This window comes from Streptomyces sp. NBC_00193, from assembly GCF_026342735.1.
GTDB lineage: Bacteria > Actinomycetota > Actinomycetes > Streptomycetales > Streptomycetaceae > Streptomyces > Streptomyces stoeckheimensis.
Genome location: NZ_JAPEMM010000001.1, coordinates 549,116 through 573,852, shown reverse-complemented (window position 1 = coordinate 573,852; position 24,737 = coordinate 549,116). Strand labels below are relative to the sequence as shown.

Genomic DNA, 24,737 nt, shown 5'->3' with positions numbered 1-24,737 from the left:
GGTCAGTTCCTGTCCTGCGTGACGGATACGGCTTCTGCGCGGGCGGCGAGCGTCGCACCGAGCCAGGCACCGGCCCGGCCGGCGACGGCGGGCAGCGCTTCGGGGCCGACGATCGAGTAGTGGTCGTACGGCCAGACCTCGACCTCGATGCCCGGGACGAGGTCCTGCCAGGCGGCCACCGGATCGGGGCGGTCGACCTCGCCGGCCAGCAACAGCAGGGCGGGCACGTCGAGTTTGTCCGGCCGGTGGGCGTCCAGGACCGCGAGGTTGTGCGCGTGCACCCGCATGAGCAGCTCGTACTGGGCCGTGCCGGCCTCGGCGGGCAGCCAGCCGTTCGCGCAGGCCACCTCCGCACCGGTCTCCACGAGCCGTCCGGCCGGTGCGGCCAGGACCGCGGCGCGGGCCTCGGCGGGCAGCCGCCCCCCGGCCAGGTCGCCGAGGAACTCCACGTGCCGGTCCGCCTCGGTGGCGGGCGAACGGTCCTCCAGAAGATCGCTGTCGATCATGAACAGCGCCACCTCGTGGCCCTGCCCGGCGAGTTGTCCCGCCACGGCCTGGGCGAGCACGCCGCCCATCGACCAGCCGCCCAGGGCGTACGGGCCCGCGGGCCGCACCCGCTGGAGCTCCTCCCGGTAGGCCCTGGCCATGGTCTCCAGGTCCGGTTCGCACGCCCGGATCGTGCCCTCGGCGAGGCCACGGCTCTGGAAGGCGTGGACGGGACCCGGCCACGCCTGCGCGAAGCCGGTGTAGGCGGCGACGGAGCCGCCGACCGGGTGGAAGAGGAACAGCGGCACGCCGTCCGCGGCGCCGGTCCCGGCGGACAGCAGGACCCGGCTGGAAGCCGTCAGGTCGTGTTCCCCGATCCGTGCGGCGAGGGCGCGCACCGTCGGCGCCTCGAAGACCTGGCCGAACGGCAGCTCGACTCCGAGGTCGGTCCGGATCCGGGTGACCAGCCGCAGGGCGAGCAGCGAATTGCCGCCCAGCGCGAAGAAGTTGTCGTCCGGGCCGACCGGGGCGATCCCGAGCAGCTCCGTCCAGAGCGCGCTCAGCGCCTCCCGCGGTCCGCCGGCCGCGGACTCCTCCGGCGCGTCCGCGGCGCCCGCCGCGTCGACCGCCCGGGCCGGGGTCCGTGCCGCGATCCCGGCCAGCGCACCCGCCACGTCCACCTTGCCGTTGGGAGTCAGCGGGAGCCGGTCCAGTACGTGGACCTGTCCGGGGACCAGGTAGTGCGGGAGCCGCGAGCGCAGGTGCGCCAGGACCGTCCGGTCGTCGAGCACGGCGGACTCGTACGGGACCACGAGGGCGACCAGCCGCCGCTGGCCGCCGGGCGCCGCCACGCCGTCGACCACGCACTCGCGCACCGCCGGGTGTTCGCGGACGGCCGCCTCGACCTCGCCCGGTTCGACCCGGAACCCCTGGATCTTGAGCTGGCGGTCCTCGCGGCCGAGGAACTCGATGGTGCCGTCCGGCCGGTAGCAGCCGAGGTCGCCCGTCCAGTACAGCCGCTCGCCCCCGGACGGATGGTGGAAGAACCGCTCCGCGGTCCGCTCCTCGTCCGCCCAGTAGCCCGTGCTGAGTCCCGCGCCGCCGATGTGGATCCGGCCCACCGCCCAGGGCGGGCGCAGCCCCAGCCGGTGGTCGAGCACCCGCATGGTCTGGTTCCGCAGCGGGACGCCGTACGGGATGCTCGGCCAGGCCGGGTCGACCTCGCCGATCTCGTGGACGTTCGACCAGATGGACGCCTCGGTGGCGCCGCCCATCGCGATCAGCCGGACGGCCGGCCACCGCGAGCGCAGCAGGTCCGGCAGCGTGGTGGGGATCCAGTCGCCGCTCATCAGGAAGGCCCGGACGGGCGGCTTGGCGCAGCCCCCCGAGGCTCCGTCGGCCTCGGCCAGCATCTGGGCCAGCGCCGGCACGGAGTTCCACACCGTCACCCCGAAGGCGGCCGCGGTCTCGGCCCAGCCCACCGGATCGGGCCGGGATGCGGCGGCCGGGAGCACCAGGGCCGACCCGGCGGCGAGGGCGCCGAACACGTCCCACACCGACAGGTCGAAGCTCAGCGACGAGATGCAGAAGACCCGGTCGGCCGGGGTCAGCGCCACCCGCTCGTTGACGTCGGCGATGGTGTTGACGGCCGCCCGGTGCTCGATCATGACGCCCTTGGGGAGCCCCGTGGAACCCGAGGTGTAGATGATGTAGGCGAGGTCCTCGGGCGTGCCGCCGTGGGCGGCGTCCGGCCCGGCCTCGGCCCCGCCGACGGTCCCGTACGCGTCCTCGGACTCGGACTCGGATTCGGACTCGGAATCGGACTCGGATTCGGCCTCGTCCACGGCCAGTTGCGGCCGGGAGCCCGTCGCCCCGGAGGCGGGAGCGGTGTGCGACTGGACGAGCACCGCCGGAGCGGAGCAGGTGTCCAGCAGGTGGCCGATCCGCTCGGCCGGGAGGGCGGCGTCCACGGGACAGTAGGCGGCCCCGGCCCGCAGGACTCCCAGGACGCCGACGATCTGCTCCCAGCCCTTGGCCATCACGACCGGTACGACGTCGCCGCGGCCGACGCCCCGGGAGCGCAGCCAGGCCGCCACCGCCCGTGAACGGGACTCCAGTTCGCCGTAGGTGAGGGTCCGGCGGGCGCTCAGCACCGCGACCGCCCCGGGATCGAGGGCCGCGCGGCGCAGGAACCCGTCCTCCAGCCGCTCCTCGGGCGGCGCCGAGACGGCGGTGTTCAGGGCCTCCACGAGGGCCCGGTGGGCGGTGGGTACCGGATCGGGCGCCGCCGTGGCCGCGTCCGGGCCGGCGAGCAGGTCCAGCATCCGCGCGTAGGCGTCGAACATCAGGTCCGGCAGCCCGGCCGGGAAGGCCGCGTCGACCACGTCCCAGACGCAGTCGACGCCGCCGGCCGCCCCGCTGTGGAGCTGGTTGTCGACCAGCACCTGCGGGGTGCGCAGATCACTGAAGACCTCACGGCAGGCGAGCCGCCCCACCGGTCCTTCGGAGCCCGCTCCGCGCGGGGCCGCCGTCGCCGTGTCCGGCGCGGGCGTCGCGCCGGGTTTGAGCATGCTGGTGAAGACGTACGGCAGCGCGGCGCGCGAGGTCCAGCCGCGGCGGGCCGCCAGCGCGCGGGTGATGGCCACGCCCGCGACGTCGGCGTTCTGGAGGTCCCGGATCACCTGCTTCTGCAGGTTCCGTGCCCGCTCCCAGAAGTCCGCGGATCCGTCGGACCCGTTCAGGTTCACCTCCAGCGGCAGCGTCGCCCCGAACTGGCCCACCACGTCCGCCATGTGCGGGCGGGAGGTGGCCCAGTTCTGGTGCAGCATGTTCAGGCTGAACCTGGGGGAGTCCGCCCAGGCGCCGATGACCTCGGCGAACACGTGGAGCAGCGCGGTCGTCGGCAGCACCCGGTGGCCGCGGAAGGTGGCGCACAGCCGCTGCCACTGCTCCTGGCCGAGGTGGTGGGTGCGGCGCCGGAAGCGGACGGACGCGATGGCCGCGGGCTGCACCGCCAGCGGCAGCCGGGGGGCGTCCGGCAGGGTGTCGAGCCGCTCCTCCCAGTACCGCCACTGCTCCCGGTACGCGGGGGAGTTCTCGTGCGCGAGCAGCTCCATCCGGCTGTCGCGGTAGGTCGCCGCCGGTTCGGGGAGCACTGCCGCGGGATCGTCGTAGTAGGTCCGCCACTCGTCCATCACCCGGCGGATGCCCCGTCCGTCCAGGAGCAGCAGGCTCATCGAGATGTGGGCGCGGAACCGGCGCTCACGGACGCGCTGGACGACGATCTCGAACAGCGGCCAGGTCCCGGGGTCGACGCCCTCCTCGCACATCCGCTCGCGGGTGGCCGCGAGCGCGGCGCGCTGCCGGTCCTCGTCGAGGCCGGTCAGGTCCGTCACCCGCAGCGGCAGCGGCGGGGTCTGCGCCTCGGGCAGCACCCGCTGGGTGCCGGCCCCGTCGACCACGACCCGTAGATGGCCGTGCCGGCGCACCAGCGTTTCCAGGGCCTGCCGGGCCCGGGCGGGGTCGAGGTCCACCAGGTCGATCTCGACGTAGTAGCCCGGCCGGAAGCCGCCGAGCTCCACCATGTCGGACATCCCGACGAGGTAGCCCTCCTGGAGGGGGGTCAGCGGGAAGGGTTCGTGGTCGGTCATGCCGCGGTCCCGGCTTCGAGGGACAGCGCCAGGGCCAGTTCCTTGATGGTCGGGGCCTGGAAGAGCATGTCGATGGCCTCGTCGCCGGCCTTGTCGATGCCGAGCTCGGCGCGGAGCCGGCCGGCGATGCGGACGGCGTGGAGGGAGTCGCCGCCGAGGTCGAAGAAGTTGTCCTCGGTGCCGAAGCCGCTGTGGCCCAGGGCGTCGCACCAGATCTCGTGCAGGCGCCGCTCCAGTTCGGAGAGCGGTTCGGTCCGTTCCTGCGGTTCCGGCTCGGTCCAGGGGGAGGGGAGGGCGGAGCGGTCGACCTTGCCGTTGGCGCTCAGCGGGACCTCGTCGAGGACCAGGAAGTGGTGCGGGACCATGTAGTCGGGCAGCAGCCCGGCCAGCGCCCTGCCGAGGGAGGAGACGTCCAGTGCGGCGTCGGCGACGCCCTCCTGCCCGGGGGTCCCGGCCAGCAGGACGTGCTGGACCAGCGCGTCCACGACGGGCTCGCCCTCGGGCACCGGGGCGAAGCGGGTGAAGCCGGCCGCGGTCAGCTGCTCGCGCCACTGGGGGACGGACAGCAGGGTGGCCTCGCGCTGGTCCTGGTAGTTCCCGAAGCCTTCGAGGAAGGCGAAACTGATCATGTTGAGGGGGGAGTTGACGGTCCCCTCGATCAGTACGAGCAGTCCGCCGGGGGCCAGCAGTCCGCGGGTGTGGCGCAGGGTGCGGGTCAGGTGCTTGGCGTCGTGCAGCACGTTCGCCGCGACGACGACGTCCACCCCGCCGGCCGGCAGGCCCTGCCCGGCCGGGTCGGCGTCGATGTCGAACAGGCCGTACTCGACGAAGGGATGGACCCCTTCGTAGCGCTTCCTGGCCCGCTCGGTGAAGGCGGTGGACAGATCGGTGAACCGGTAGGCGACCCGGTCCGCCGGCAGCGCCGCCAGCACCGCGTCCGCCGTCGAGCCGGTGCCCGCGCCGATCTCGAGGACCCGGACCGTGCGGTCGGCCGGGAAGTCCTCGGCGAAGGCGCGGACGGCCTGGGCGGCGATCCTGTTCTGCAGCCGGGCCGCCGGGTTGGCCGCGTACAGGGCCTCGGTCACCCGCCAGTCCCCGTCGGGGAGCAGCAGGTTCAGCGGGCGGGTCTCGCCGTGCAGCAGCGGCAGTTGGCGCTCGATGCAGGAGGTGAAGTAGTCGAGGAGAGTCCGGTCGGGACCCGCCGCCGTGATCCCGGCGAGGACGGCGTCGATCTCACGGCCGAGCGCGTCGGCGTCGAGCGCGCCGTCGGCGCGGTACTCGTCGGGCCGGCCGGTGGCGCGCAGCACGCCGAGGTCCGCGAGGACCGCCGCCCACTGGCTGATCAGTCCGCGGTACAGGGGCAGCACCTTCCCGCCCGCCACGATCTCGTCCACGGTGGCCGTGGAGCCGGCGGCGGTGAAGAAGCCGAGGCGGGCGAAGGTACGGGCCATGACCGTGGGCGCGAGGCCTTCGAGTCCGTGCCAGGTCGAGCGGAACGAGGCGATGTCCGGGGCGAGTTCGGACGCGGCGCGGTGCAGCTCCGTGTGGGCGGCGTCGAGTGCGGCCGGCCAGGCGGAGGTGCCGGCGGCGGTGTCGGGGGAGGCGCCGGGGGAGGCGGCCACCGGTGCGGCGGCGCCGTCCTCGGGCACCACGTAGGCGACGAGCTGTCCGCGACCGCTGTCCGGGTTGGTGGCGACCGTGAGGATCGCCTCGCGCACTCCGCTCTGGCGGCGCAGCACGGCCGAGATCTCGTCGAGTTCGATGCGGAACCCGTTGACCTTGACCTGGCTGTCCTCCCGGCCGAGGAACTCGATGTCCCCGCCGGACAGGTAGCGCCCGAGGTCGCCGGTCCGGTACAGCGTCTCCCCGGTGGCCGGGTGGACCACGAAGCGCTCGGCGGTCCGTGTCGGGTCGGCCCAGTAGCCCTTGGCCACACCGATGCCGCCGATGTAGATCTCGCCGGTGGTCCAGACGGGGCACGGGTCCAGGTGGTGGTCGAGCACGTGCAGGGTCTGGTTCGCGAGCGGCTTGCCGTACGGGATCCGGTTCCACTCGGCGGGAACCTCGCCGACCGGGTAGTGGACCGACCAGATGGACGCCTCCGTCGCCCCGCCGAGGCTGATGACCCGGGCGTCCGGGTACGGGACGCGCAGCTCGTCCGGCAGGGACACCGGGATCCAGTCGCCGCTGAGCATCACCAGGCGCAGCGGCGCCCCGGCGGGGACGGGGGCGGGGGAGTCCAGCCACAGGCGCAGCAGGGCCGGCACCGAGTTCCAGACGGTGACCCCGTGGCGGTCCACCAACTGCGACCAGTGCTCGGGGTCGTGGGCCCGGGCGGGGGCCGGCAGGACCACTGCGGCGCCGGCCGCGAGGGTGCCGAACACGTCGTAGACGGAGAGGTCGAAGCTGAGGGAGGACAGGGCGAGCACCCGGTCGGCGGGGCCGACGCCGAAGCGCTCGTTGATGTCCTGGACGGTGTTGGCCGCGCCGCGGTGGTCGACGACCACGCCCTTGGGGCGGCCCGTGGAACCGGAGGTGAAGATCACGTAGGCCAGGTCGTCCGGGGTGGGCGCCGTCTCCAGGGGCCCGTCGGGGGCTTCCAGCACCTCGGTGTCCTCGAGGGTGACGAGGGTGACGCCGGCCGGCCATGCGGAGGTGTCGCGCAGGTGCGGTGTGGTCACGACGATCCGCACACCGCCCTGGTCCACCAGCTGGGCGCGGCGGGCGGCGGGCCAGGAGGGGTCGATCGGCAGGTACGCGGCCCGGGACAGGGTGACGCCGAGGACGGACGGGACCTGGGCGAGGCACTTGTCGACCACCACGCCCACCAGCTGCCCGGGAGTCGCGCCGAGGCCGATCAGCCGGCGGGCGAGGCGCCGGGCGGCGGTGAGGGTCTCGGCGTACGTCAGCTCCCCGTCGTCGGCGAGCACGGCGATGGCGTCGGGGGACTCGGCGGTCCGCGCCTCGACGAGACCGCAGAGCGTGGCGGCCGGCAGGTCCGCGGCCGTGTCGTTGGCCGCGGCGCGCTCGGCGGTCTGCCACCGGGGGAGCGCGGCGAGCCGGCCCGGTGCGTCCCAGGCCCCGGGCTCGCGCGCCAGCAGGTCGAGGAGGTCGGCGCAGACGGCGACGAGGTCGGCGGGGAAACCGGCGGGGAACTGCGCCGCCTGCACGTCCCAGGTGACGGTGAGGACGCCGTCGCGCTCGGCGAACGTGCAGGTGAGGGCGGAGGGTTCGGTGGCGGGTTCGGCGGCGGGCTCGGTGGCGGGAGCCTCCGGGAGCGGCCGGGGCGGCTCGGAGAGCTGCTGCTCCACGCGCTGGGCCCGCGCGGCGAAGGAGTCCCCGGGGCGTACGTCGAAGGTGAGCGGGCCGACCGCGGGGCCGAGCCCCGCGGCAGCCAGGTCCAAGGAGAAGCCGGGCTGCTTGGACCACAGGCGAAGGACGTCGGCAGCAGCCGTGACCAGGACCGCCACCGGGCTCAGACATCGGTCCTTTGCTGTTTGCGTCAGGACATTCCATTCATCTTTGAAGTCCAAAGTGCTACAGAATGAAACATCGCTTCCCGCGCTGTTGAATGCGGAAAGGGAAGGCATCTCCGGTCCCGGAGAGGCCGCTGGAAGGCGCACTATTACGGTATCGCCGAAGTTTTTGGCAAGGCTGTTTTCAGCCATTGGGTGATTCCCCCGTGCGTGAGATGGAATGGGTGCCGGGCAGTGCGGCCGGACGGGTGGGGTGCGGGACGAGGCGGAACGTCAGGAGACGTCTCTGCCCACGTCGCTCAGTTCCAGCAGCCCGCTGCGCAGTGCGACGGCGACGGCCGAGGTCCGGTTCTGGCAGTTCAACTTGCCCATCACGTTGGCGAGATGGCGCTTGGCGCCGTGCTCGCTGATGCCCATGGCCCGGGCGATCTGGCGGTTGCTCATCCCCTGGGCCACGCCCCAGAGGGTCTCCGTCTCGCGCTCGGTGAGCTTCGGCCGGCGGCTCTCGCTCTCGGGCGCGGCGGAGGCCAGCCGTACGACCTGGCGCAATGCCTCGGGCGATACGGCCACGGTGCCGCGCCGGTGCGGGGTGAGCACTTCGTCGAGTTCGGCGCCCAGCAGGTCCTCGAGGCGCAACACCACGTCGGCGAGCACCCATTGGGCGGTGTCGAGCTGGTCCTGCAGCAGGGAGCGCAGGACCAGCACGACGTGCGTGGCCGGGTCGGCGAGCAGCGGGCCGAGCCGGGAGAGGTCCTCCACGCCCACGGCCGATGAGAGGACGACGGTCAGGGGCCGGGCCACCCGGTCGAGCGGAATGTCCGCGGCGGAGGCGGCCGATGTCACGAATTCAGGCCGGGTGCCGGGTTCCACGAACCGTCTCAGCAATGCTCGGGAGGCCGGATCGGGATCGACGACGAGGATGGTGCAACACTCTCCGTCGTTTTTTTGCTGTCCATCTTGCATTTTATCTCCCCCGGTAGCCATTACGGCCAAACAACGGGATCTACTATCAATCATAGAAGTTGGGGGAGTCAAGCGATTGAGTGCTAGCGGATTGTTTGCGTCCGTTAATTCAGTGGGCGAACACCGGACCGGCCGAGGGGTCGGGCCGACCCTTGGGGAGCAGCGTCAGGCCGGCCACGGCCGCCACGGCGGCGATGACCGCACAGGTCGTGAAGGCGCTGCCGAAGCCGTCGACCGACGGGGTGGTGCCTTCGAGGCTCGCGCCGGCCACCGCCGCGACCACGGCGATGCCCAGGGATGCGCCCAGTTCGTGGCAGGTGTTGACCAGGCCGGAGCCCAGTCCCGCGTCCTTGTGCTCGACGCCGTGCATGGAACTGGTGATGGCGCAGACGAAGCCGATGCCCAGCCCGAACGAGAGCAGGATGAAGCCCGGCATGACCTGGGTCCACGCGTTGCCGTCCCGCTCCAGACCGGTCAGCAGGAGCGCCCCGGCCACGGCGACCGCCATGCCGCCGGTGGCGGTCGCCCGCCATCCCAGCCGCGCCACGGCCTGCGAGCCGAGGTGCGCGCCGACGAGGGTGGCCAGGGCGGCCGGCAGGAAGGTCAGGCCGGTGCGCAGGGCGCTGAAGCCGAGGACGTGCTGGAGGTAGAGCGAGCACAGGAAGAACGCCGAGATCAGGACCCCGGACGCGGCGAGCATCAGCAGGCAGCCGCCGATGAGCGAGCGCCGGGCCAGGAACGGGAGCCGTACCAGGGGTGCGGCGGCGGAGCGCTCCGCGACGACGAACAGCACGGCTCCGAGGAGCGCGCCCAGGAGCGGGAGCCAGGCGCCGATGTCGCCGAATCCGTTGTCCCGGGCCTGGGCGAGGCCGTAGATGAGCAGGGCGGGGGTGGCCGTCATCGTCAGCGCACCCGGCAGGTCGAACCCGGTCGGGGCTGCGGCGTGGCCGTGGCCGTGGCTCTGGCCGTGCTCGTGCTGACCGTGGGCCGGGGTGTGGTGGCCGTGGGCTGCGGCCTCGTGCGCCGGGGCCTCGTGGCCGTGGCCGTGGCCGGGTCCGTGTCCCGTGCCGTGCCCGCCGTGCTCGGGTGCGTGGGCCGCCGCGTGGCCGGTTCCGTGTCCGGCGGTCGTCGTCTCCTTGACGAGGGCGGGAACCGCCACCAGGACGGCGAGGCCGATCGGCACGTTGACGAAGAAGATCGACTCCCAGCCCGGACCGGACACCAGCACCCCGCCCAGCAGGACGCCGAAGGCGGCGCCGGTGGCGCCGATCGCGGCCCAGACCCCGAGCGCCCGGTTACGTTCGGGCCCTTGGAACACCGTCATGATCAGCGCCATGGCCGCCGGCGACATCACGGCCGCGCCGATGCCCTGCACGGCCCTCGCGGTGATCAGTACGCCGCCGCTCTCGGCCAGCCCGGAAGCCAGCGAGGCCGCGGTGAAGAGCGTGAGGCCCACCAGGAACATCCGGCGCCGGCCGAGCAGGTCGCCGAGTCGGCCGCCGAGCAGCAGCAGGCTGCCGAAGAACAGCGTGTACGCGGTGACCACCCAGGTCAGCGCACCTGCGTTCAGCCCCAGTTCGCCGCCGATGGTGGGCAGTGCGACGTTCACCACGGTGACGTCGACGATGAGCATGAACTGTGCCGTGCACAGCAGCGCGAGGATCAGCCACCGGCGCGGGTCCGGCGGTGCTCCGGCCTCCGCGTGCCCGTGGTGCGCGGTCGCGGCGTGGTGGGGATGCCCTGCCCCGGCCGGATCGGCGTGGGTATGACTCTCCAGGTTCACCGCATACTCCCTTAACTTGAACAGCACTGTCAGGGTTACTGTAGAGCACCTCGCCCGTATTTTGTACAGTGCTGTTCAAGTTGAGGGGTGGTCAGGAGACCCTGACCGCAAGCCGTGACACGGTGGGATGTTCGAAGACGTCCTTGGGCGTGAGATCCAGTCCGAAGGCCTGCGCCCGCCCGCAGACGCGCGCGGCCAGCACCGAATCGCCCCCCAGGTCGAAGAAGTCCTCGTCCGGCCTGACCGACGCCACGCCCAGCACCTCCGCCCAGATCCCGGCCAGCACCTCGGCGGCGCCGCGGCCCGCCCCCTCGGGGGTCACCTCGGCCCGCTGCTCCGCCGTCCGCGGCCGCTCCCGGACCTCGGCCCGGGCCCCGGCCCCGGCCGGCCGTGCGGGTTCCGCGGGATCGATCCAGTGCCGCACCCGCCGGAAGGGATAGCCCGGCAGCGGCACCCGGCGCTCCCGCCCGTGCCGGGTCCCGGACCAGTCCACCTCCACCCCGGTCTCCCAGAGGGCCCCCAGCGCCCGCGACAGCGCCTCACCGTCGTCGATCCGCTCCTCGGGGTGGCGCATGGCGCTCACCGCCAGGTGTGCGTCCGACCAGCCCGGGACCCGCCGGGCCGCCGAGGCGAGCGTCCGCCCGGGGCCCGTCTCGACCAGCGCCCGGCCCGGACCGTCCGGGCCGGTCCCGGTCAGCAGGGTCCGTACGCAGTCCGACCAGCGCACCGTGGAGCGCATCTGGCGGGCCCACCGCTCCGGGTCGGTGGCCTCGGCGTCGGTCATCCAGTCGCCGGTCACGTTCGACAGCAGCGGGACGGCGGGGGCGGACAGCGGGACCCGGCCGGCCAGTTCGGCGAACCGCTCCGCGGCCTCGTCCATGGCCGCCGTGTGGAACGCGTGCGGGGTGCGCAGCGCCGTGACCGTGAAACCCTCCGTGGTCATCAGCGCCGAGAACGCGGCGGCCTGCTCGGGCGGCCCGGCGACCACGCAGGCCCCGGGCTCGTTCACCGCGGCCAGCTCCAGTCCGCTCCCGTCGAGCCGGGCGAGCACCTGCTCGGGGGCCGTGCGCACCGAGAGCATCGTGCCCGCGGGGGCCGCGTGCATGAGCCGGCCCCGGGCCGCCACCAGCCGTACGGCGTCGGGGAGTTCCATCACCCCGGCGAGGCAGGCCGCGGCGAACTCGCCCACGCTGTGCCCGGCGAGGGCCGCCGGGCGCACCCCGTGGCTCTCCAGGGTCCGCGCCAGCGCGTACTCGACGCAGAACAGCGCGGGCTGGGCCACGTCGGTGCGCAGCAAGTCCGCCGCGTCCCCGCGGAACACCGCGTCCCGCGGGTCCCGGCCGGTCCCGGCGGCGAACAGCTCCGCGCAGCGGTCCAGTTCGCGGCGGAAGACCCCGCCGGCCCGGTACAGGCCCTCGCCCATGCGCGGGTACGGAGACCCCTGCCCGGGCAGCAGCAGCACCGGCGCGGGCGGGGCGGCGGCCACCCGCACCGCGGGGCGGTCGGCGCGCAGCAGTGCGGCGGCCCGCTCCGGGGACCGGGCGGAGACCGCGGCCCGGAATCCGAAGGCCCGGCGCCCGGCCAGGGTGTGGGCCACGTCCATGAGGTCGGTGTCCGGGCCGATGGCCCCGGCCAGTTCCCGTGCCGCGTCCCGCAGTGCCTCGGGCGTACGGGCACTGACCAGCAGCACCGGAGCGGCGTCCGGGGCGGCGGCCGGGACAGCAGCCGGAGTCGGAGCCGGGGTCCGGCGGGGCGGGGCGTGCGGGGCCTCGGTCAGCACCACGTGGGCGTTGGTGCCCCCGACGCCCAGCGAGCTGACCCCGGCCACCAGCGGACCCGGTCCGGTCCACTGCCGGGTCGCGGCCACCACCTCGAACGGACCGTCCCCCAGGCCGAGTTCCGGATTGGGCGCGGTGAAGTGCGCAGTCGCCGGGAGGGTCCGGTGCTCCAGCGCCAGGACCGCCTTGATCAGTCCGACGACCCCGGAGGCGGCCTCCAGGTGGCCGATGTTTCCCTTGGCCGACCCGATCAGGCAGGGAGCCGTCCGGTCACCCGCCGGGTCGAGGGCCTGGCGCAGCGCAGCCGTCTCGACCGGGTCCCCCAGGACGGTGCCGGTGCCGTGCGCCTCGACGTAGCCGACCTCGTGCGGTTCCAGTCCGGCCACCGCCAGCGCCTCGGCGATCACCGCGGCCTGCATCTCGACGCTGGGCGCGGTGAACCCCATCTTGAGGGAGCCGTCGTTGTTGACGGCGGTGCCGCGCACGACCGCGCGGATCCGGTCCCCGTCGGCGAGCGCGTCGGAGAGCCGCTTGAGGGCGACCACCCCGCCGCCGCTGCCGAAGACGGTGCCGTTCGCGGCCGCGTCGAAGGGCCGGCAGAAGCCGTCCGCGGACATCATCGAACCGGGCTCGTGCAGATAGCCCGCGCGGTGCGGGACCTTCACCGTCATCCCGCCCGCGAGCGCGAGGTCCGTCTCCCCGGACAGCAGGCTCTGGCAGGCCAGGTGCACGGCCACCAGCGAACCGGAGCACGCGGTCTGCACGGTGAGCGCGGGGCCCCGCAGGTCCAGTGCGTGCGCGACCCGGGTGGCGAAGAAGTTCGGGTCGGTCAGCGTCAGGGCGTGGATCAGGGCGGGGGACGTGCCGGAGCCGAGCAGGACCCGGGGATCGTGGTGCGAGAGCAGGTTGTAGCCGAAGTAGCCGCTGAAGGAAGGGGCCGCGAACACCCCGACCGCGCCGTCCCGCGCGGCCGGGTCGTGCCCCGCGTCCTCCAGGGCGTGCCAGCAGCTTTCCAGGAACAGCCGCTGCTGGGGGTCCATGGCCGCGGCCACGGAGGGCGGCAGCCCGAAGAACTCCGCGTCGAACTCCGCGAACCCGTCGAGGGCCGCCGCCCGCCGGACGTAGCCCGGCCCGGCGAGCGCCGAGGCGGGTACCCCGGCGGTCAGCAGCTCCGTGTCGTCGAGCTCCTCCAGGCAGTCCCGACCGGCGACCAGGTGGTCCCAGAACTCCTCCGTGGTGCGGGCCCCGGGGAACCGGCCCGCCATCCCCACGACGGCGACGGCCTCGATCTCGGCCCCGGCCTCCTCATGGGGATCCGAGCCCGCCCGTGCCCCGCCGGCGTCCGGCCGTGCGTCGCTCATGAACCGCTCCTCCGTGCATCCCGTATGTCCCGTACCTCGCGCACGTCCCGTGCGTCGCGGCGTCGCGTCCGGCCGGCTCCGGCCAGGGCGGTCCGGGCGGCCGCCCGGCGCGTGGCATCGCGTACGGCGCCGGGCGCCGCGCCAGGGCGAGCCCCACCGGCCCCGACGGCCCCACCAGCCCCACCGGCCTCACCGACGCTTCCTCCGGCGGTGCGCTCGATGCTGTCGGCCCCCTCGGAGCCCCCAACGAGGGCGTCCGTCACCAGCACCGCCAGATCCGCGGCGCTGGCCCCCTGGAGCAGCCGTGCCACCGGCACGTCCACCGCGAAGTCCTCGAACAGCGCGTTCTTGATCCGTACGGCGGCCAGCGAGTCCAGTCCCAGGTGCACGAGCGGACGGTCGGCGATCCGGCCGGGGTCCGTGAAGCCGAGCACCCGTCCGACGCTCAGCAGCGTCCGGGCACGTACGGCCGCCCGCCGCGCCCCGTCCGGCAGCGCGGCCAGGGCCGCCCCGTCGAAACCGGACTTCGCGGCGGACCCCGGACCGGCCGCCTCCGCCAGGGCGGAGAGGAACGAGGAGGTGCGCGTCTGCGGATAGGCCTCGACGAAGGCGGAGCCGGTCAGCCGGGCCACCCCGGCGTGGGCCGCGTCACCGGCCAGCAGTGCCTCCAGCGCCGCGAAGCCCTCGCGCGGGGTGAGCTTGCCCAGCCCGGGAACGGTGCGGCCGCGCACGGCGCCGATCTCCTCCCACGGGCCCCAGTTGACCGCGAGCGCGGTCATGCCCCGGGACCGCCGGAGCGCCACCACGGAGTCGAGGAAGGCGTTGGCCGCCGCGTATTCGGCCTGGCCGGCCGAGCCGACCAGGGAGGCCAGCGAGGAGAAGCCGATCCACCAGTCGAGTTCGGCCCGCTCGGTGGCCTCGTGCAGGCGCCAGGCACCCGTGGCCTTCGGCGACCACACCCGGTGCAGCCGGCCTCCGTCGGGCTCGGTGACCAGCGCGTCCTCCAGTACGGCCGCGGTGTGCACCACCCCGCGCAGCCGTACGCCCGCCGCCGCCAGTACGTCCGCCATGCGTGCGGCGGTCCCCGGCGCGGCCACGTCCCCCGTGACCAGCTCGACGCGGGTGCCCAGGGCCCGGATCCGCTCCAGCTCCAGGGCGGCTTCCGGTCCCAACGCGCCGCGGCCGCCCAGGACCACGGCCCCCGCGCCGCCTTCGGCGAGCCAGCGGGCGGTGGCGAGGCCCAGGCCGCGCGTGCCGCCGGTGACGAGGTAGCCGCCCCCCGGCCGCACCACCACACGGCCCCGGCCGCCGCCGTCGGCGGCCTGCCCGGGGTGCCCCGCCCGCCCGGCCGGCGGTGCTCCGGCGACCAGGCGCGCCACATGGCGCCGCCCGTCCCGCCAGGCGACCTCGTCCGGGCCGTCCAGGTCGAGGATCTCGGCCACGGGCGGGGCCCCCGTCCCGTCCAGGTCGACGATGCGCGCCCGGAGTTCGGGCCGCTCCTGGCGCAGCGTACGGACGACCGCGCGCAGCGCCGCCTGGCCCGGATCGGGCTCCTCGCCCTCCCGCACCGGCTGGGCGCGCACGGTCAGCACGGTCAGCGGGGGCGGCGGCGTGCCGGTGTCCTCGTACCGGCGCAGCAGCCCCGAGACGAGCCTGAGCGCCGAGTGCACCCGCTCCTCGGCGGAGCCGGGCACGTCCGGGGACGGGTCCGGGTCCGGTCCGGCCCAGGCGGTCAGCACCACGCCGTCCACCTGCCCGGCGGCATCCCAGGGCCCGTCCGGGCCGACGCGTGCGCAGGTGACCCCGGCGGCCGACAGGGCGGCGGTCACCGTGCCGTCCGGGTCGCCGCTCACGAGCAGCCGTCGCCGCTCCGTGCCCGGCCCGGAGTCCGGCCCGGAGTCCGGCGAGGAGTCCGGCCCGGGCGCGGTCTCCCAGCGCACGTGGCGCAGCAGGGGCGCCACGTCGACGGGCAGCGCCTCCTCGCCGACCGGGCTGAGCCGGACGCCGGTCAGCCGGGCGACGGGCGCGCCCCCGGGGTCCGTGATCTCCACGTCGGCGGACAGGGTGCCCGCGAGGCCGGGGCGCAGCCGGGCCCGGCAGACGAGCACGTCCCCCGGGGTCCCGGTGACCCGGAGCCGCTCCACCCCGGTCGGCAGGTACGTGCCCCGCGTGCCCTCCGGCATCAGCGAGCCCAGCCCGTGCAGGCAGGCGTCGAGGAGGGCCGGGTGGAAGCGCCACCGGCCGTCAGCGGCCAGCACGGCCGGCCGGGCCACCCGGCTGACGGCGAAGCCCCCGCCCACCCGTACCCCGGTGACCCCGGCGAAGGCGGGCCCGTGCTCCTGGCCCAGCGCGCGCAGGGCCGCGTAGAGCTCCCGCGGATCGTGCGGCGTGCCGTCCCCGCCGTCCCCGCCGTCGTGCGGTTCCTCCCGTTCCTCCCGTACGAGGCCGGGTGCGCGGGCGGCCACGAGGGCCACCCGGGCACGGGCCAGCACCGCCCCGGTGCTGCCGGCGCCGGTCCCGGCGACCACGGTGACGGTGCCGCCGTCTCCTTCGGGGTCCTCCTCCAAGGTGGTGGTGAGGGTCGCGGGCCGGTCCAGGGGCAGGACCCGGGCCAGGTCGAGCCCGCTGACCTCCACCCGGTCCGGCCCGGCACCGAACGCCTCGCAGGCGCAGGCCAGGGCGAGTTCCGCGTACGCGGTGCCCGGCAGCACCGGCGTGCCCTGGACCCGGTGGTCGTCGAGCCACGGCAGCCGGTCGGCGCCGACCCGGCTCTGCCAGACATGGCGGACGGGCGTGCCCGGCAGGGTGATCCGGTGGCCGAGCAGCGGATGCGCCGGGGAGTCCACTGGGGCGCGGCGGGGCCGCGGGAAGGACTGGTGCTGCCAGGCGTAGGCAGGCAGTTCGGCCGGCCGCCCCGCCGGGACGCTCTGCCGGGGCAGCGTCACCCCCGCGCAGTGCAGGGTCGCGAGGGCGCCCGCGAGCGAGGCACCCGTCGGGGCGCCGCGGCCGAGCGTGCCCAGCACCGTGCTCCGGCCGCGGTGCACGCCGTCCGTCTTCAGCACGGTCTCCAGGACCGACTGGGCGACCACGGGGTGCGGCGACACCTCCATGAAGACGCGCAGCCCGTCCTCGGCGGCGGCCCGTACGGCCTCGGTCAGCCGCACGGGCCGGCGCAGGTTCGCCGCCCAGTACCCGGCGTCGAGGGCGGGCCGCTCCCTCGGGTCCTCCGAGGTGCAGCTGTAGTAGGCGACCCGGGGCGTGCCCGGCTCGATGTCGCCCAGTGCGGCGGTGAGTTCGCCGAGCAGGGGGTCGACGAGCGGGCTGTGCGCGCCGATCCGCACGCCCGGTACCAGGCGGGCCAGCAGACCCTCCGCGCGGCACTCGGCCACGAAGGCCTCGACGGCGTCCGGAAGCCCCGCCACCACGCAGGCCCGCGGCGAGGAGTGCACGGCGACGGAGATGCCCGGCCGGCCGGTGAGCCGGCGCCGCGCCTCGGCGGCGTCCAGCTCCACCAGGGCCGTGGCTCCGGTTCCGGCCAGCCGGCGCTCCATCAGCAGGGAGCGGCGGCACACGATCCGCGCCCCGTCCTCCGGGGTCAGGGCTCCGGAGACCACGGCGGCGGCGATCTCGCCCATCGAGTGGCCGATCACGGCGGCGGGCAGGACGCCCCGTTCGCGGAACACCGCGGCGAGGCCCACCTGGAGGGCGTACACGGCGGGCTGCACCTGGTCCATCCCGGACCCCGCCAGGCCGTCCCGCGTGATCAGCGTGCGCAGGTCGTGGCCGCTCTCCTCCCGCACGACCCCTTCGAGGGCGTCGATGACGGCGGCGAACGCCGGTTCACGGGACAGGAGTTCGGCACCCATGCCGTCCCACTGCGAACCGTGGCCCGAGAAGACGAACACCGGGGAGGCGGGCCGGGTGTCCGACAGGCTGCCGCGCACGGCGAGGGGCCCGGGCTCCCCGCCGTCGGCGACGGTCTCCAGCAGTGCGGCGAGCACCGCGCGGTCGGTGGCCCGGACCACGAGGCGTTCGGCGAGGTGGGCGCGGCGCACCGCGAGGGTGTGGGCCACGTCGGCCAGGGGGACGCGGGCGCCGTCGGCGGTCAGCCAGCGGGCCAGCCGGCCGGCGTTCTCGCGCAGGGCCCCCGGCGAGCGGGCGGAGAGCGCGAAGAGCATCTCGGTGTTTTCCATGGGGGAGTTCACTCTCACTCGGTGATCGACACCGTCTGGGGAACCGGGGCTTCGAGGAGCACCGCGTGGGCGTTGGTGCCGCCGAACCCGAAGGAGCTGACGCCCGCGGTGCGCGGCCGCTCGCCGCGCGCCCACGGGGTCGCGCGGTCCACGACAGCCAGGCCCCACTCGTCCAGCGGGATGCGGGGGTTGGGGGCGTCGTGGTGCAGGGTGGGCGGGATCACCCCGTGATGCAGGGCCAGTACGCACTTGGCCAGTCCGGCGAGACCGGCGGCGCCCTCGAGGTGCCCGAGGTTGGACTTGACCGAGCCGATCCGCAGCGCGGAGCCCGCGGTCCTGGCGGCGCCGAGCGCGGCACCGAGCGCGGCGGCCTCGATCGGATCGCCCAGCGGGGTGCCGGTGCCGTGGGCCTCCACGTACCCGGCCTCGGCGGGGTCGAGCCCGGAGCCGGCCCACACCTCGCGGATCAGGGCCTCCTGGGCGGCCGGGTTGGGGGCCATCAGTCCGTTCGAGCGGCCGTCCTGGTTGGTGCCGGTGGCGCGGACCACGGCGAGCACCCGGTCGCCGTCGCGCAGGGCGTCGGCGAGCCTGCGCACCACGACGACCAGGCAGCCCTCGCCGCGCACGTAGCCGTCCGCCGCGGCGGAGAACGGGCGGCAGCGCCCGCCCGGCGAAAGGACGCCCCCCGCACCGAAGTTGAGCGTCACACCGGGGGAGAGCAGCAGGTTCACGCCGCCGACCAGGGCGGTGTCGCACTCGCCCGCGAGCAGTCCGCGCCGGGCCAGGTGCAGGGCCACGAGCGAGGAGGAACAGGCGGTGTCGACCGTCATGCTGGGGCCCCGCAGGTCCAGCGCGTACGAGAGCCGGTTGGCGATGATGCTCATGGCGGACCCGGTGCCGGTGCGTGCGGTGATCGACGGCAGGTCCTCCAGGGCCGTCCGCCCGTGATCGTCGCTGCACGCACCCACGTACACGCCGGTACGGGAGCCCGCCAGCCGGTCGGCCGGCAGCCCCGCGTGCTCCAGGGCCTCCCAGGCGACCTCCAGCAGGATCCGCTGCTGCGGATCCATCTCGGCGGCCTCGGCCGGTGCGATGCCGAAGAACTCCGCGTCGAAGCCGTCCACGTCGTCGAGGAAGGAGCCGTGCCGCACGGCCCGGTCGACGGCGGCCGCGTGCGCGGGCGACACCTGGCGGTACGGCTCCCAGCGGCCCTCCGGGACGGTGGTGACGGCGTCGCCGCCGCGGCTCAGCAGCTCCCAGAACCCGGCCGCGGAGGCGATGCCCCCGGGTAGCCGGCAGCCGAGGCCGACCACCGCGAGGTCCGTGTCGCCGTACGGGGAGCGGCCGTCGCCCGGGTCCCCGGCCGGGCGGCCGGGTGCGGTGGCGGGCCCGCCAGGCCCGGAAGCCGGCCGCTCGGGCTGCTCCGACTGCTCCGGGCCGCCGGTCAGGAAGGCGGTCAGCCGGTGGATGGTGGGGTGCTGCCACAGCACGGTCGGCGGCAGGTCCCGGTCGAGCAGCTCCTCCAGCTCGCCCGAGAGCGCCACCGCGTCGATGGAGGCGAACCCGTAGGTGTCGAAGGGCAGATCGGGGTCGATGCGGTGCTCGGGCAGACCGCTGCGCCGGGCCACGCGCGCGACGAGCAGTCGGTACAGTTCCTCCCTCACAGGACCGGCGCCCCGTCCCGTACCGCGGAGGCGCCCGTGCCCGCGGCGACGGCGAGATCCCCCGCCAGGTACAGGTCGCGGCACGCGGCGCGGCGGATCTTCCCGCTCGTGGTCTTGGGCAGCGCCCCGCGCCGGATCAGCACGACCTCGTGCACGTCCAGGGCGTGCCGGGACACCACGGAGGCGCGGACCGCCGCGCGGATCGCCTCCAGTTCGGCCGGGTCGCGGCTGCGGTCGAGCTCGGCGACGACCACGGCCCGTTCCCCCGTCTCGTCGAGCAACCCGGCCGAGAAGGCGGCGACATGACCGCGCCGGATCGCCGTCTGCGCCTCCTGGACGGTCAGTTCGACGTCGGCGGGGTGGTGGTTGCGGCCGCCCGCGACGATCAGGTCCTTGATGCGGCCCGTCAGGAACAGTTCGCCGTCCCGGAGGAAGCCCAGGTCGCCGGTGCGCAGCCAGGCTCCGTCCGGGGCCGACGGGGTCACCGCGCGGAAGACCCCGGCGGAACGCTCCGGCCGCCCCCAGTACCCGGCGCACACGTTGGCCCCGCGCACCCAGACCTCGCCCGCGCAGTCCCCGGACACGGCCTCCCCGGTCCGCGGGTCGACGATGCGCACCTCCTGGCCGGCGGGCGTACCGCAGGACACCACGCGGTATCCGTCCTCGTCGGCATCCGGCAGGACGCGGACCCGGTCCGCCGCCAGCTCGGCACGGTCCAGCCGCAGCACGCGGGGTGCTCCCGGGCCGCCGAGGGTGACGGCGAGGGTGGCCTCCGCCAGGCCGTAGCTGGGGCAGTGGGCCTGCGGCCGGAACCCGTGGGGCCCGAACTCCGCGCTGAACCGGTCCAGGGTCGAGGCCCGCACCGGCTCGGAGCCGTTGACGAGGGTGCGGAGCGAGGAGAGGTCGAGGCCCGTCCGGGCGTTCTCCGGGACCCGGTCGACGCACAGGTCGAGGCCGAAGTTCGGGGACACCGTGTGCGTGGCCCCGTGGTCGCTGATCGCGCGCAGCCAGCGGACGGGCCGCTGGATGAAGGAGAACGGCGACATCAGCACGGCGGGCGTGCCGTTGATCAGCGGCACGGCGAGCATCAGCAGGAGGCCCATGTCGTGGAAGAACGGCAGCCAGCCGGCGATGCGGGCGTCCGCGCCGATCGCGAGCCCCGCACGCAACTGCTCGGCCCCGACGGCCAGATTGCGGTGCGTGACCTCGACGCCGGTCGGCTCCCGGGTCGACCCCGAGGTGTACTGGAGGTACGCGACACCGTTCGGGTGCTGCGTCTCGGGCAGGACCAGGTCCCGGCCCAGCGCCGGATCCAGGGTGTCCACGTACAGCACGGAAGGCTGCCCGAGGCCCGGTGCGTCCGCCAGCAGTTCGCGTACGGGCCGTTCGTGGACGCTGGTGGTCAGGACCACGCCCGCCGCGCAGTCGGCCATGGCCAGGTGCAGCCGCTCGTCCGTACGGAACGCCTCGGGGGCGTACAGGGGTACGGCGATCACCCCGCTGTAGAGGCAGCCCAGCAGGGCGGCGACGTAGTCCGCGGTGTGCGGGCAGAGGATGGCGGCCCGGTCGCCGGGCACGGCGATGCGGCTCAGGGCGCCCGCGACGGAGCGCGCCCGTGCTTCGAGCGCGCCGTAGGTCAGCTCGTGGGCGACGCCGGCCCGGTCGGCCGCGTAGTCGACGAAGGTGAGCGCCGTGGCGTCCGGGCGGCGCCGGGCGGCTTCGTGGACGGCCGCGGCCAGGCCGCGCGGCTCGGGCGGGGTGTTCACAGACAGCACGATTCTTCCGATCAGTCGCGGTCGGCCGGCAGGACCGACGGCACGGCGGTGCCGCGGAGGTAGGGCGTGTTCGTGGGGTAGCGGGGCCACGGGCGGACGACCTCGTGGACGCGCACCTGGTACCCGGCGGCGTACAGCGCGCTCAGCAGGCGCCGGTTGGCGTTGCAGCCGCCGGCCGCGCGGCGCCACAGCGGGGCCAGGACGTCCTGGAGCAGGCCCACCGCTCCGGGGGACCGGACGTGCTCGAAGAAGACGAGCTGACCACCGGGCTTGAGCACGCGCCGGATCTCCGCGAGCGCGGCGGGCAGGTCGACGACCGTGCACAGGACGAGGGTGCACACCACGGTGTCGAAGGCGTCGTCGGGCAGCGGCAGGCTCTCGGCCCAGGCGTCCACGACCTCCACCTCGATGGGCGCCTCGGCGGCCCGCACCCGGAGCTGCCGCAGCATCTCGCTGGCCGGTTCCACGGCGACCAGGGAGTCGGCCTTGGCGAAGTAGGGCACGTTCGCCCCGGAGCCGGCGCCCACCTCGAGGACGGCGCCCGTGAGCTCGCCGAACATGAGGGTGCGCAGCGGGCGGCCCCACTTCTCCTCGGCGCGCGCGGTCATGGCGTCGTAGTAGCGGGCGAAGAACTTGCCGCTGCGGCTCTCCAGTTGGGGATTGGTGTCGGCGGTGGACGTGCTGTCCGCGGTACTGGTCATGCGAGGGCTCTCCTGTGGGTGGGTACGGCGCTCCGGCCTGCGGTGGCGGGCACGGCGGTGGGGTACCGGCCGTCGAGGCAGGCGGTACAGAGGTCTGCGGGGTCCTTGCCGACGGCCCGCACGAGCAGGTCGAGCGGGAGGAACTCCGCGCTCTCGCAGCCCAGCCGGTCGGCGAGGGCGGAGTCGGGCAGCCCGGTCGCGAGCAGTGCGTCGCCGCGGGCGGTGTCGATGCCGTAGAAGCAGGGCAGGCGGTGCGGCGGGGAGGCGACCCGCAGGTGGATGTCGCGGGCGCCCGCGGCCCGCAGCAGGGCGACGACCGTCGCCATGGTGGTGCCGCGCACCAGCGAGTCGTCCACCAGGACCACGGACCGGCCGGACACCGCGGCGGGGACGGCCGACAGCTTGGCGCGCACGGCGGCCTCGCGGTCGGCGGCGGTGCCGCCGATGAAGGACCGGCCGACCCCTTCGTGCCGCAACAGGCCCTGGACGGTGGGCAGTCCGCAGCGCCAGGCGTACGCGTCCGCGGCGACGCGCGCGGTCTCGGGCACCGCCACCACCACCGGGTCCACGGCTCCCCGCGGCGGCGGGGCGTGATCGGCGAGGGCGAGGCCGGCCGCGTACCGGGTGCGGTGGACGCTCTGCGCGTCCACGACGGAGTCGGCGCGCGCGAAGTACACGTACTCGAACACGCAGGAGGCGCGCCGGGCCCCGGGGGCCGGGAGCCTGCCGGTGCGGATGCCGTCGGGGCCCGCCTCCAGGACCTCGCCGGGCTCCAGGTCCCGTACGAGTTCGGCGCCGACGGCGGTGAGGGCCGCCGACTCCGAGGCCAGCAGCCAGGCGCCGCCCAGCCGCCCGAGGCACAGCGGCCGGAAGGCGTGCGGGTCGCGCACCCCGTACAGGCGCAGCCCGTCGGTGAGGACGAGGGCGTACGCGCCGTCGACCGAGGGCAGCACCTCGTGCAGGGCGGCCGTGAGCGTCAGCCCGCGCCGGGCCCTCACCTCGTGCAGGATCCGGGTGAGCAGGGCGGTGTCGGCCTCGCCCGGGCGTACGGGCACCCCGTGGGCGGCGGCTGCCGCCTCGGCCCCGATGAGGGTGCCGTTGTGCGCGACGGCGAGGGCGGGGCGGCCCGCGGGGCCGGCGACGGCCGGCTGGGCGAGCGCGGCGTCGGAGCCGAGGCCGGAGCCGGCTCCGGTGCCGCCCGAGGTTCCGTAGCGGACGTGGCCGATCGCGCCCGGTCCGGCGGGCAGGCCGCCCGGGCCGGGGAACACCTCGGTGACCCGGCCCGCGCCCGCCCGGCGGGTCAGGACGCCGTCGCGGCAGGCGACGATCCCCGCGCTCTGCCGGCCGCGGTGCTGCAGGGCCGTCAGCATGGTGCGGACCAGGGGTGCGGCGTCCCCCGCCGCGCCCCATACGCCGGCGACTCCGCAGGCCTCGCGCGGCTTCCCGGACGGATCGCCGCCGGCGTCGCTCATGCCTGCGCCGCCAGCCAGCGCTCGAAGGAGGCCAGGTCGGGGACGATCACGTCGGAGCAGGACAGCACCGCGAGGTTCTGGCGCATCCGCGTCACGGCCACGACCGTGGCACCGCCCCGGTGGGCGCTGAGCATCTCGGCCGCGGTGCCCATGCTGGGCTCGTGGCCGGGCAGCCAGGCCACGCACACGTCGCTCTCGGCGGCCAGCTCGGTCAGCCGGTGGAAGGTCGAGGTGAGCAGCTGGACGGCCGGGTCGAGGGTGGCCCGGTACACCTCGGGGGTGTCCGCGAGTGCGGCGTGGCCGGCTCTGATCGGCTGTTCCTGCGCGCCGATCCACTCGCGCATGAGGACGTCGGGATCGTGCACCACGGCATCGGGGCGTTGCTCCAGGATGCTGCGGCGCAGCCGCTCGCGGTAGCCCTGGTCGGCCAGTTCGGCGCCGCCGCGGGCACCCTGCATGACGCCGGCCAGGAAGTAGGAACGGGGGTGGGGGTGCGGGGTGCTCACGCGTCCTCCAGGGAGTAGTCGTTGACGAGGAGACCGGCCGGGGCGGCCGCGTCGTAGAGCGCGGCGGCGCCGAGGAGGTGGTCCACGACCTCGTCGGGGTCGCAGCGCAACGCCTGGGCCACGCGCTCCAGTTCGTGCGCGAAGGCGGCGCTGCCCCAGCGGCTGACCGCGCCCTGGTTGTCGCGTGCGATCAGCGCCCCCGCGTCGGCGAGGGCCCCGCGCGGGCGGCCGGCGAAGGGCAGGACGACCTCGGCGAGGCCGTCGTCGCCGGGGTGCACGGCCCGTACGGACAGGTTGTCCTGTTCGGGGTGCAGCAGGAGTTCCCGTACCAGCGGGGCCGGCACCGGAAGTTCGCGGACCGTGTCCCCGGGCCGCATCGTGTAGGCGCGGTGCATGACCCGGTCGCCGAGCCGGGGGCTGTAGCGCAGGTACTGCAGCCGCAGCACCCCGTCCGCCGGCTGCCACAGGGCCCGCAGCAGCGAGGGGGCGGGGGAGCCGTCGGGGCGGTGGCGCAGCGGGTAGGCCTGCGCCTCGGCCCGTACGACGCCGTCGACGGCGTCGGCCCGCGCCAGCAGCAGCGGGGTGCGGTGCATCAGGTAGGGGTCGATGACGGTGAGGGTCTCGCCGTCGTCGTAGAGCGCGCAGACGTGCCGGCCGCCGACGCGGTACTCGGCCTCGGTGCCGGTGTGCAGGGCGATCCGCTCGCCGGCCCGGAAGGTCTGCCAGGCGCAGGCGGTGCCGAAGCGCTCGGGGGAGGAACCGGTCCCGTAGTGGACGTGGTACTGCGCGGCGCTGTTGTACGGGACCTGCGTGAGCACCTCGGTGAGGGTGTCCTGGAGCACCTGGAAGTCGGGGCGGATGGCTGGGGCGGGAGCCGCCATGGGTCTGTCTCCTAGCGGGGGTTGGGCGGTCTGCGTGCGGGGCGGGGG

At 75.1% G+C, this 24,737-nt stretch carries 12 protein-coding genes; all 12 read right to left on the bottom strand.

The features are described from left to right. Positions 1-2: 2 nt before the first annotated feature. The gene (locus OG898_RS02325) at positions 3-4,136 is read right to left on the bottom strand and encodes an amino acid adenylation domain-containing protein (RefSeq protein WP_266954675.1); all 4,134 of its coding nucleotides are present in this window, start codon (positions 4,134-4,136) and stop codon (positions 3-5) included. Next, positions 4,133-7,606: an amino acid adenylation domain-containing protein gene (locus OG898_RS02320; RefSeq protein ID WP_266954673.1), complete on the bottom strand. Its 3,474-nt coding sequence runs from the start codon at positions 7,604-7,606 to the stop codon at positions 4,133-4,135. Before OG898_RS02320 ends, OG898_RS02325 begins: the two co-directional genes overlap by 4 nt. A gap of 279 nt (positions 7,607-7,885) precedes the next feature. Next, complete coding sequence (locus OG898_RS02315) at positions 7,886-8,455, bottom strand: LuxR C-terminal-related transcriptional regulator (RefSeq protein WP_250742967.1); 570 nt, start codon at positions 8,453-8,455, stop codon at positions 7,886-7,888. A 229-nt stretch (positions 8,456-8,684) separates the two neighbouring features. Next, positions 8,685-10,238: an MFS transporter gene (locus OG898_RS02310; RefSeq protein ID WP_266960034.1), complete on the bottom strand. Its 1,554-nt coding sequence runs from the start codon at positions 10,236-10,238 to the stop codon at positions 8,685-8,687. 211 nt (positions 10,239-10,449) lie between these two features. Then, a complete protein-coding gene (locus OG898_RS02305) occupies positions 10,450-13,497 on the bottom strand; it encodes a type I polyketide synthase (RefSeq protein ID WP_266954671.1) in 3,048 nt (1,015 codons plus the stop codon). Beyond that, positions 13,494-17,690, bottom strand: coding sequence for a type I polyketide synthase (locus OG898_RS02300; protein ID WP_266954669.1), 4,197 nt, complete (start codon positions 17,688-17,690; stop codon positions 13,494-13,496). The genes OG898_RS02305 and OG898_RS02300 overlap by 4 nt, the downstream gene beginning before the upstream one ends. Positions 17,691-17,704: 14 nt before the next feature. After that, positions 17,705-19,354, bottom strand: a complete 1,650-nt coding sequence (locus tag OG898_RS02295; RefSeq protein WP_266954667.1) for a type I polyketide synthase — start codon at positions 19,352-19,354, stop codon at positions 17,705-17,707. Beyond that, positions 19,351-21,129, bottom strand: coding sequence for a fatty acyl-AMP ligase (locus OG898_RS02290; protein ID WP_266954665.1), 1,779 nt, complete (start codon positions 21,127-21,129; stop codon positions 19,351-19,353). Before OG898_RS02290 ends, OG898_RS02295 begins: the two co-directional genes overlap by 4 nt. A gap of 11 nt (positions 21,130-21,140) precedes the next feature. Continuing rightward, entirely contained in the window at positions 21,141-21,830 is a 690-nt protein-coding gene (locus OG898_RS02285; RefSeq protein WP_266954663.1) for a class I SAM-dependent methyltransferase, read from the bottom strand. Next, on the bottom strand, positions 21,827-23,302 hold the full coding sequence (locus OG898_RS02280) for an amidophosphoribosyltransferase (RefSeq protein WP_266954661.1): 1,476 nt from the start codon (positions 23,300-23,302) through the stop codon (positions 21,827-21,829). The genes OG898_RS02285 and OG898_RS02280 overlap by 4 nt, the downstream gene beginning before the upstream one ends. Beyond that, complete coding sequence (locus OG898_RS02275; protein ID WP_266954659.1) at positions 23,299-23,808, bottom strand: hypothetical protein; 510 nt, start codon at positions 23,806-23,808, stop codon at positions 23,299-23,301. The genes OG898_RS02280 and OG898_RS02275 overlap by 4 nt, the downstream gene beginning before the upstream one ends. Continuing rightward, positions 23,805-24,689 (bottom strand): hypothetical protein, encoded by an 885-nt coding sequence (locus tag OG898_RS02270; protein WP_266954657.1) that lies wholly within the window; start codon positions 24,687-24,689, stop codon positions 23,805-23,807. Before OG898_RS02270 ends, OG898_RS02275 begins: the two co-directional genes overlap by 4 nt. Between the last annotated feature and the right edge of the window lie 48 nt (positions 24,690-24,737).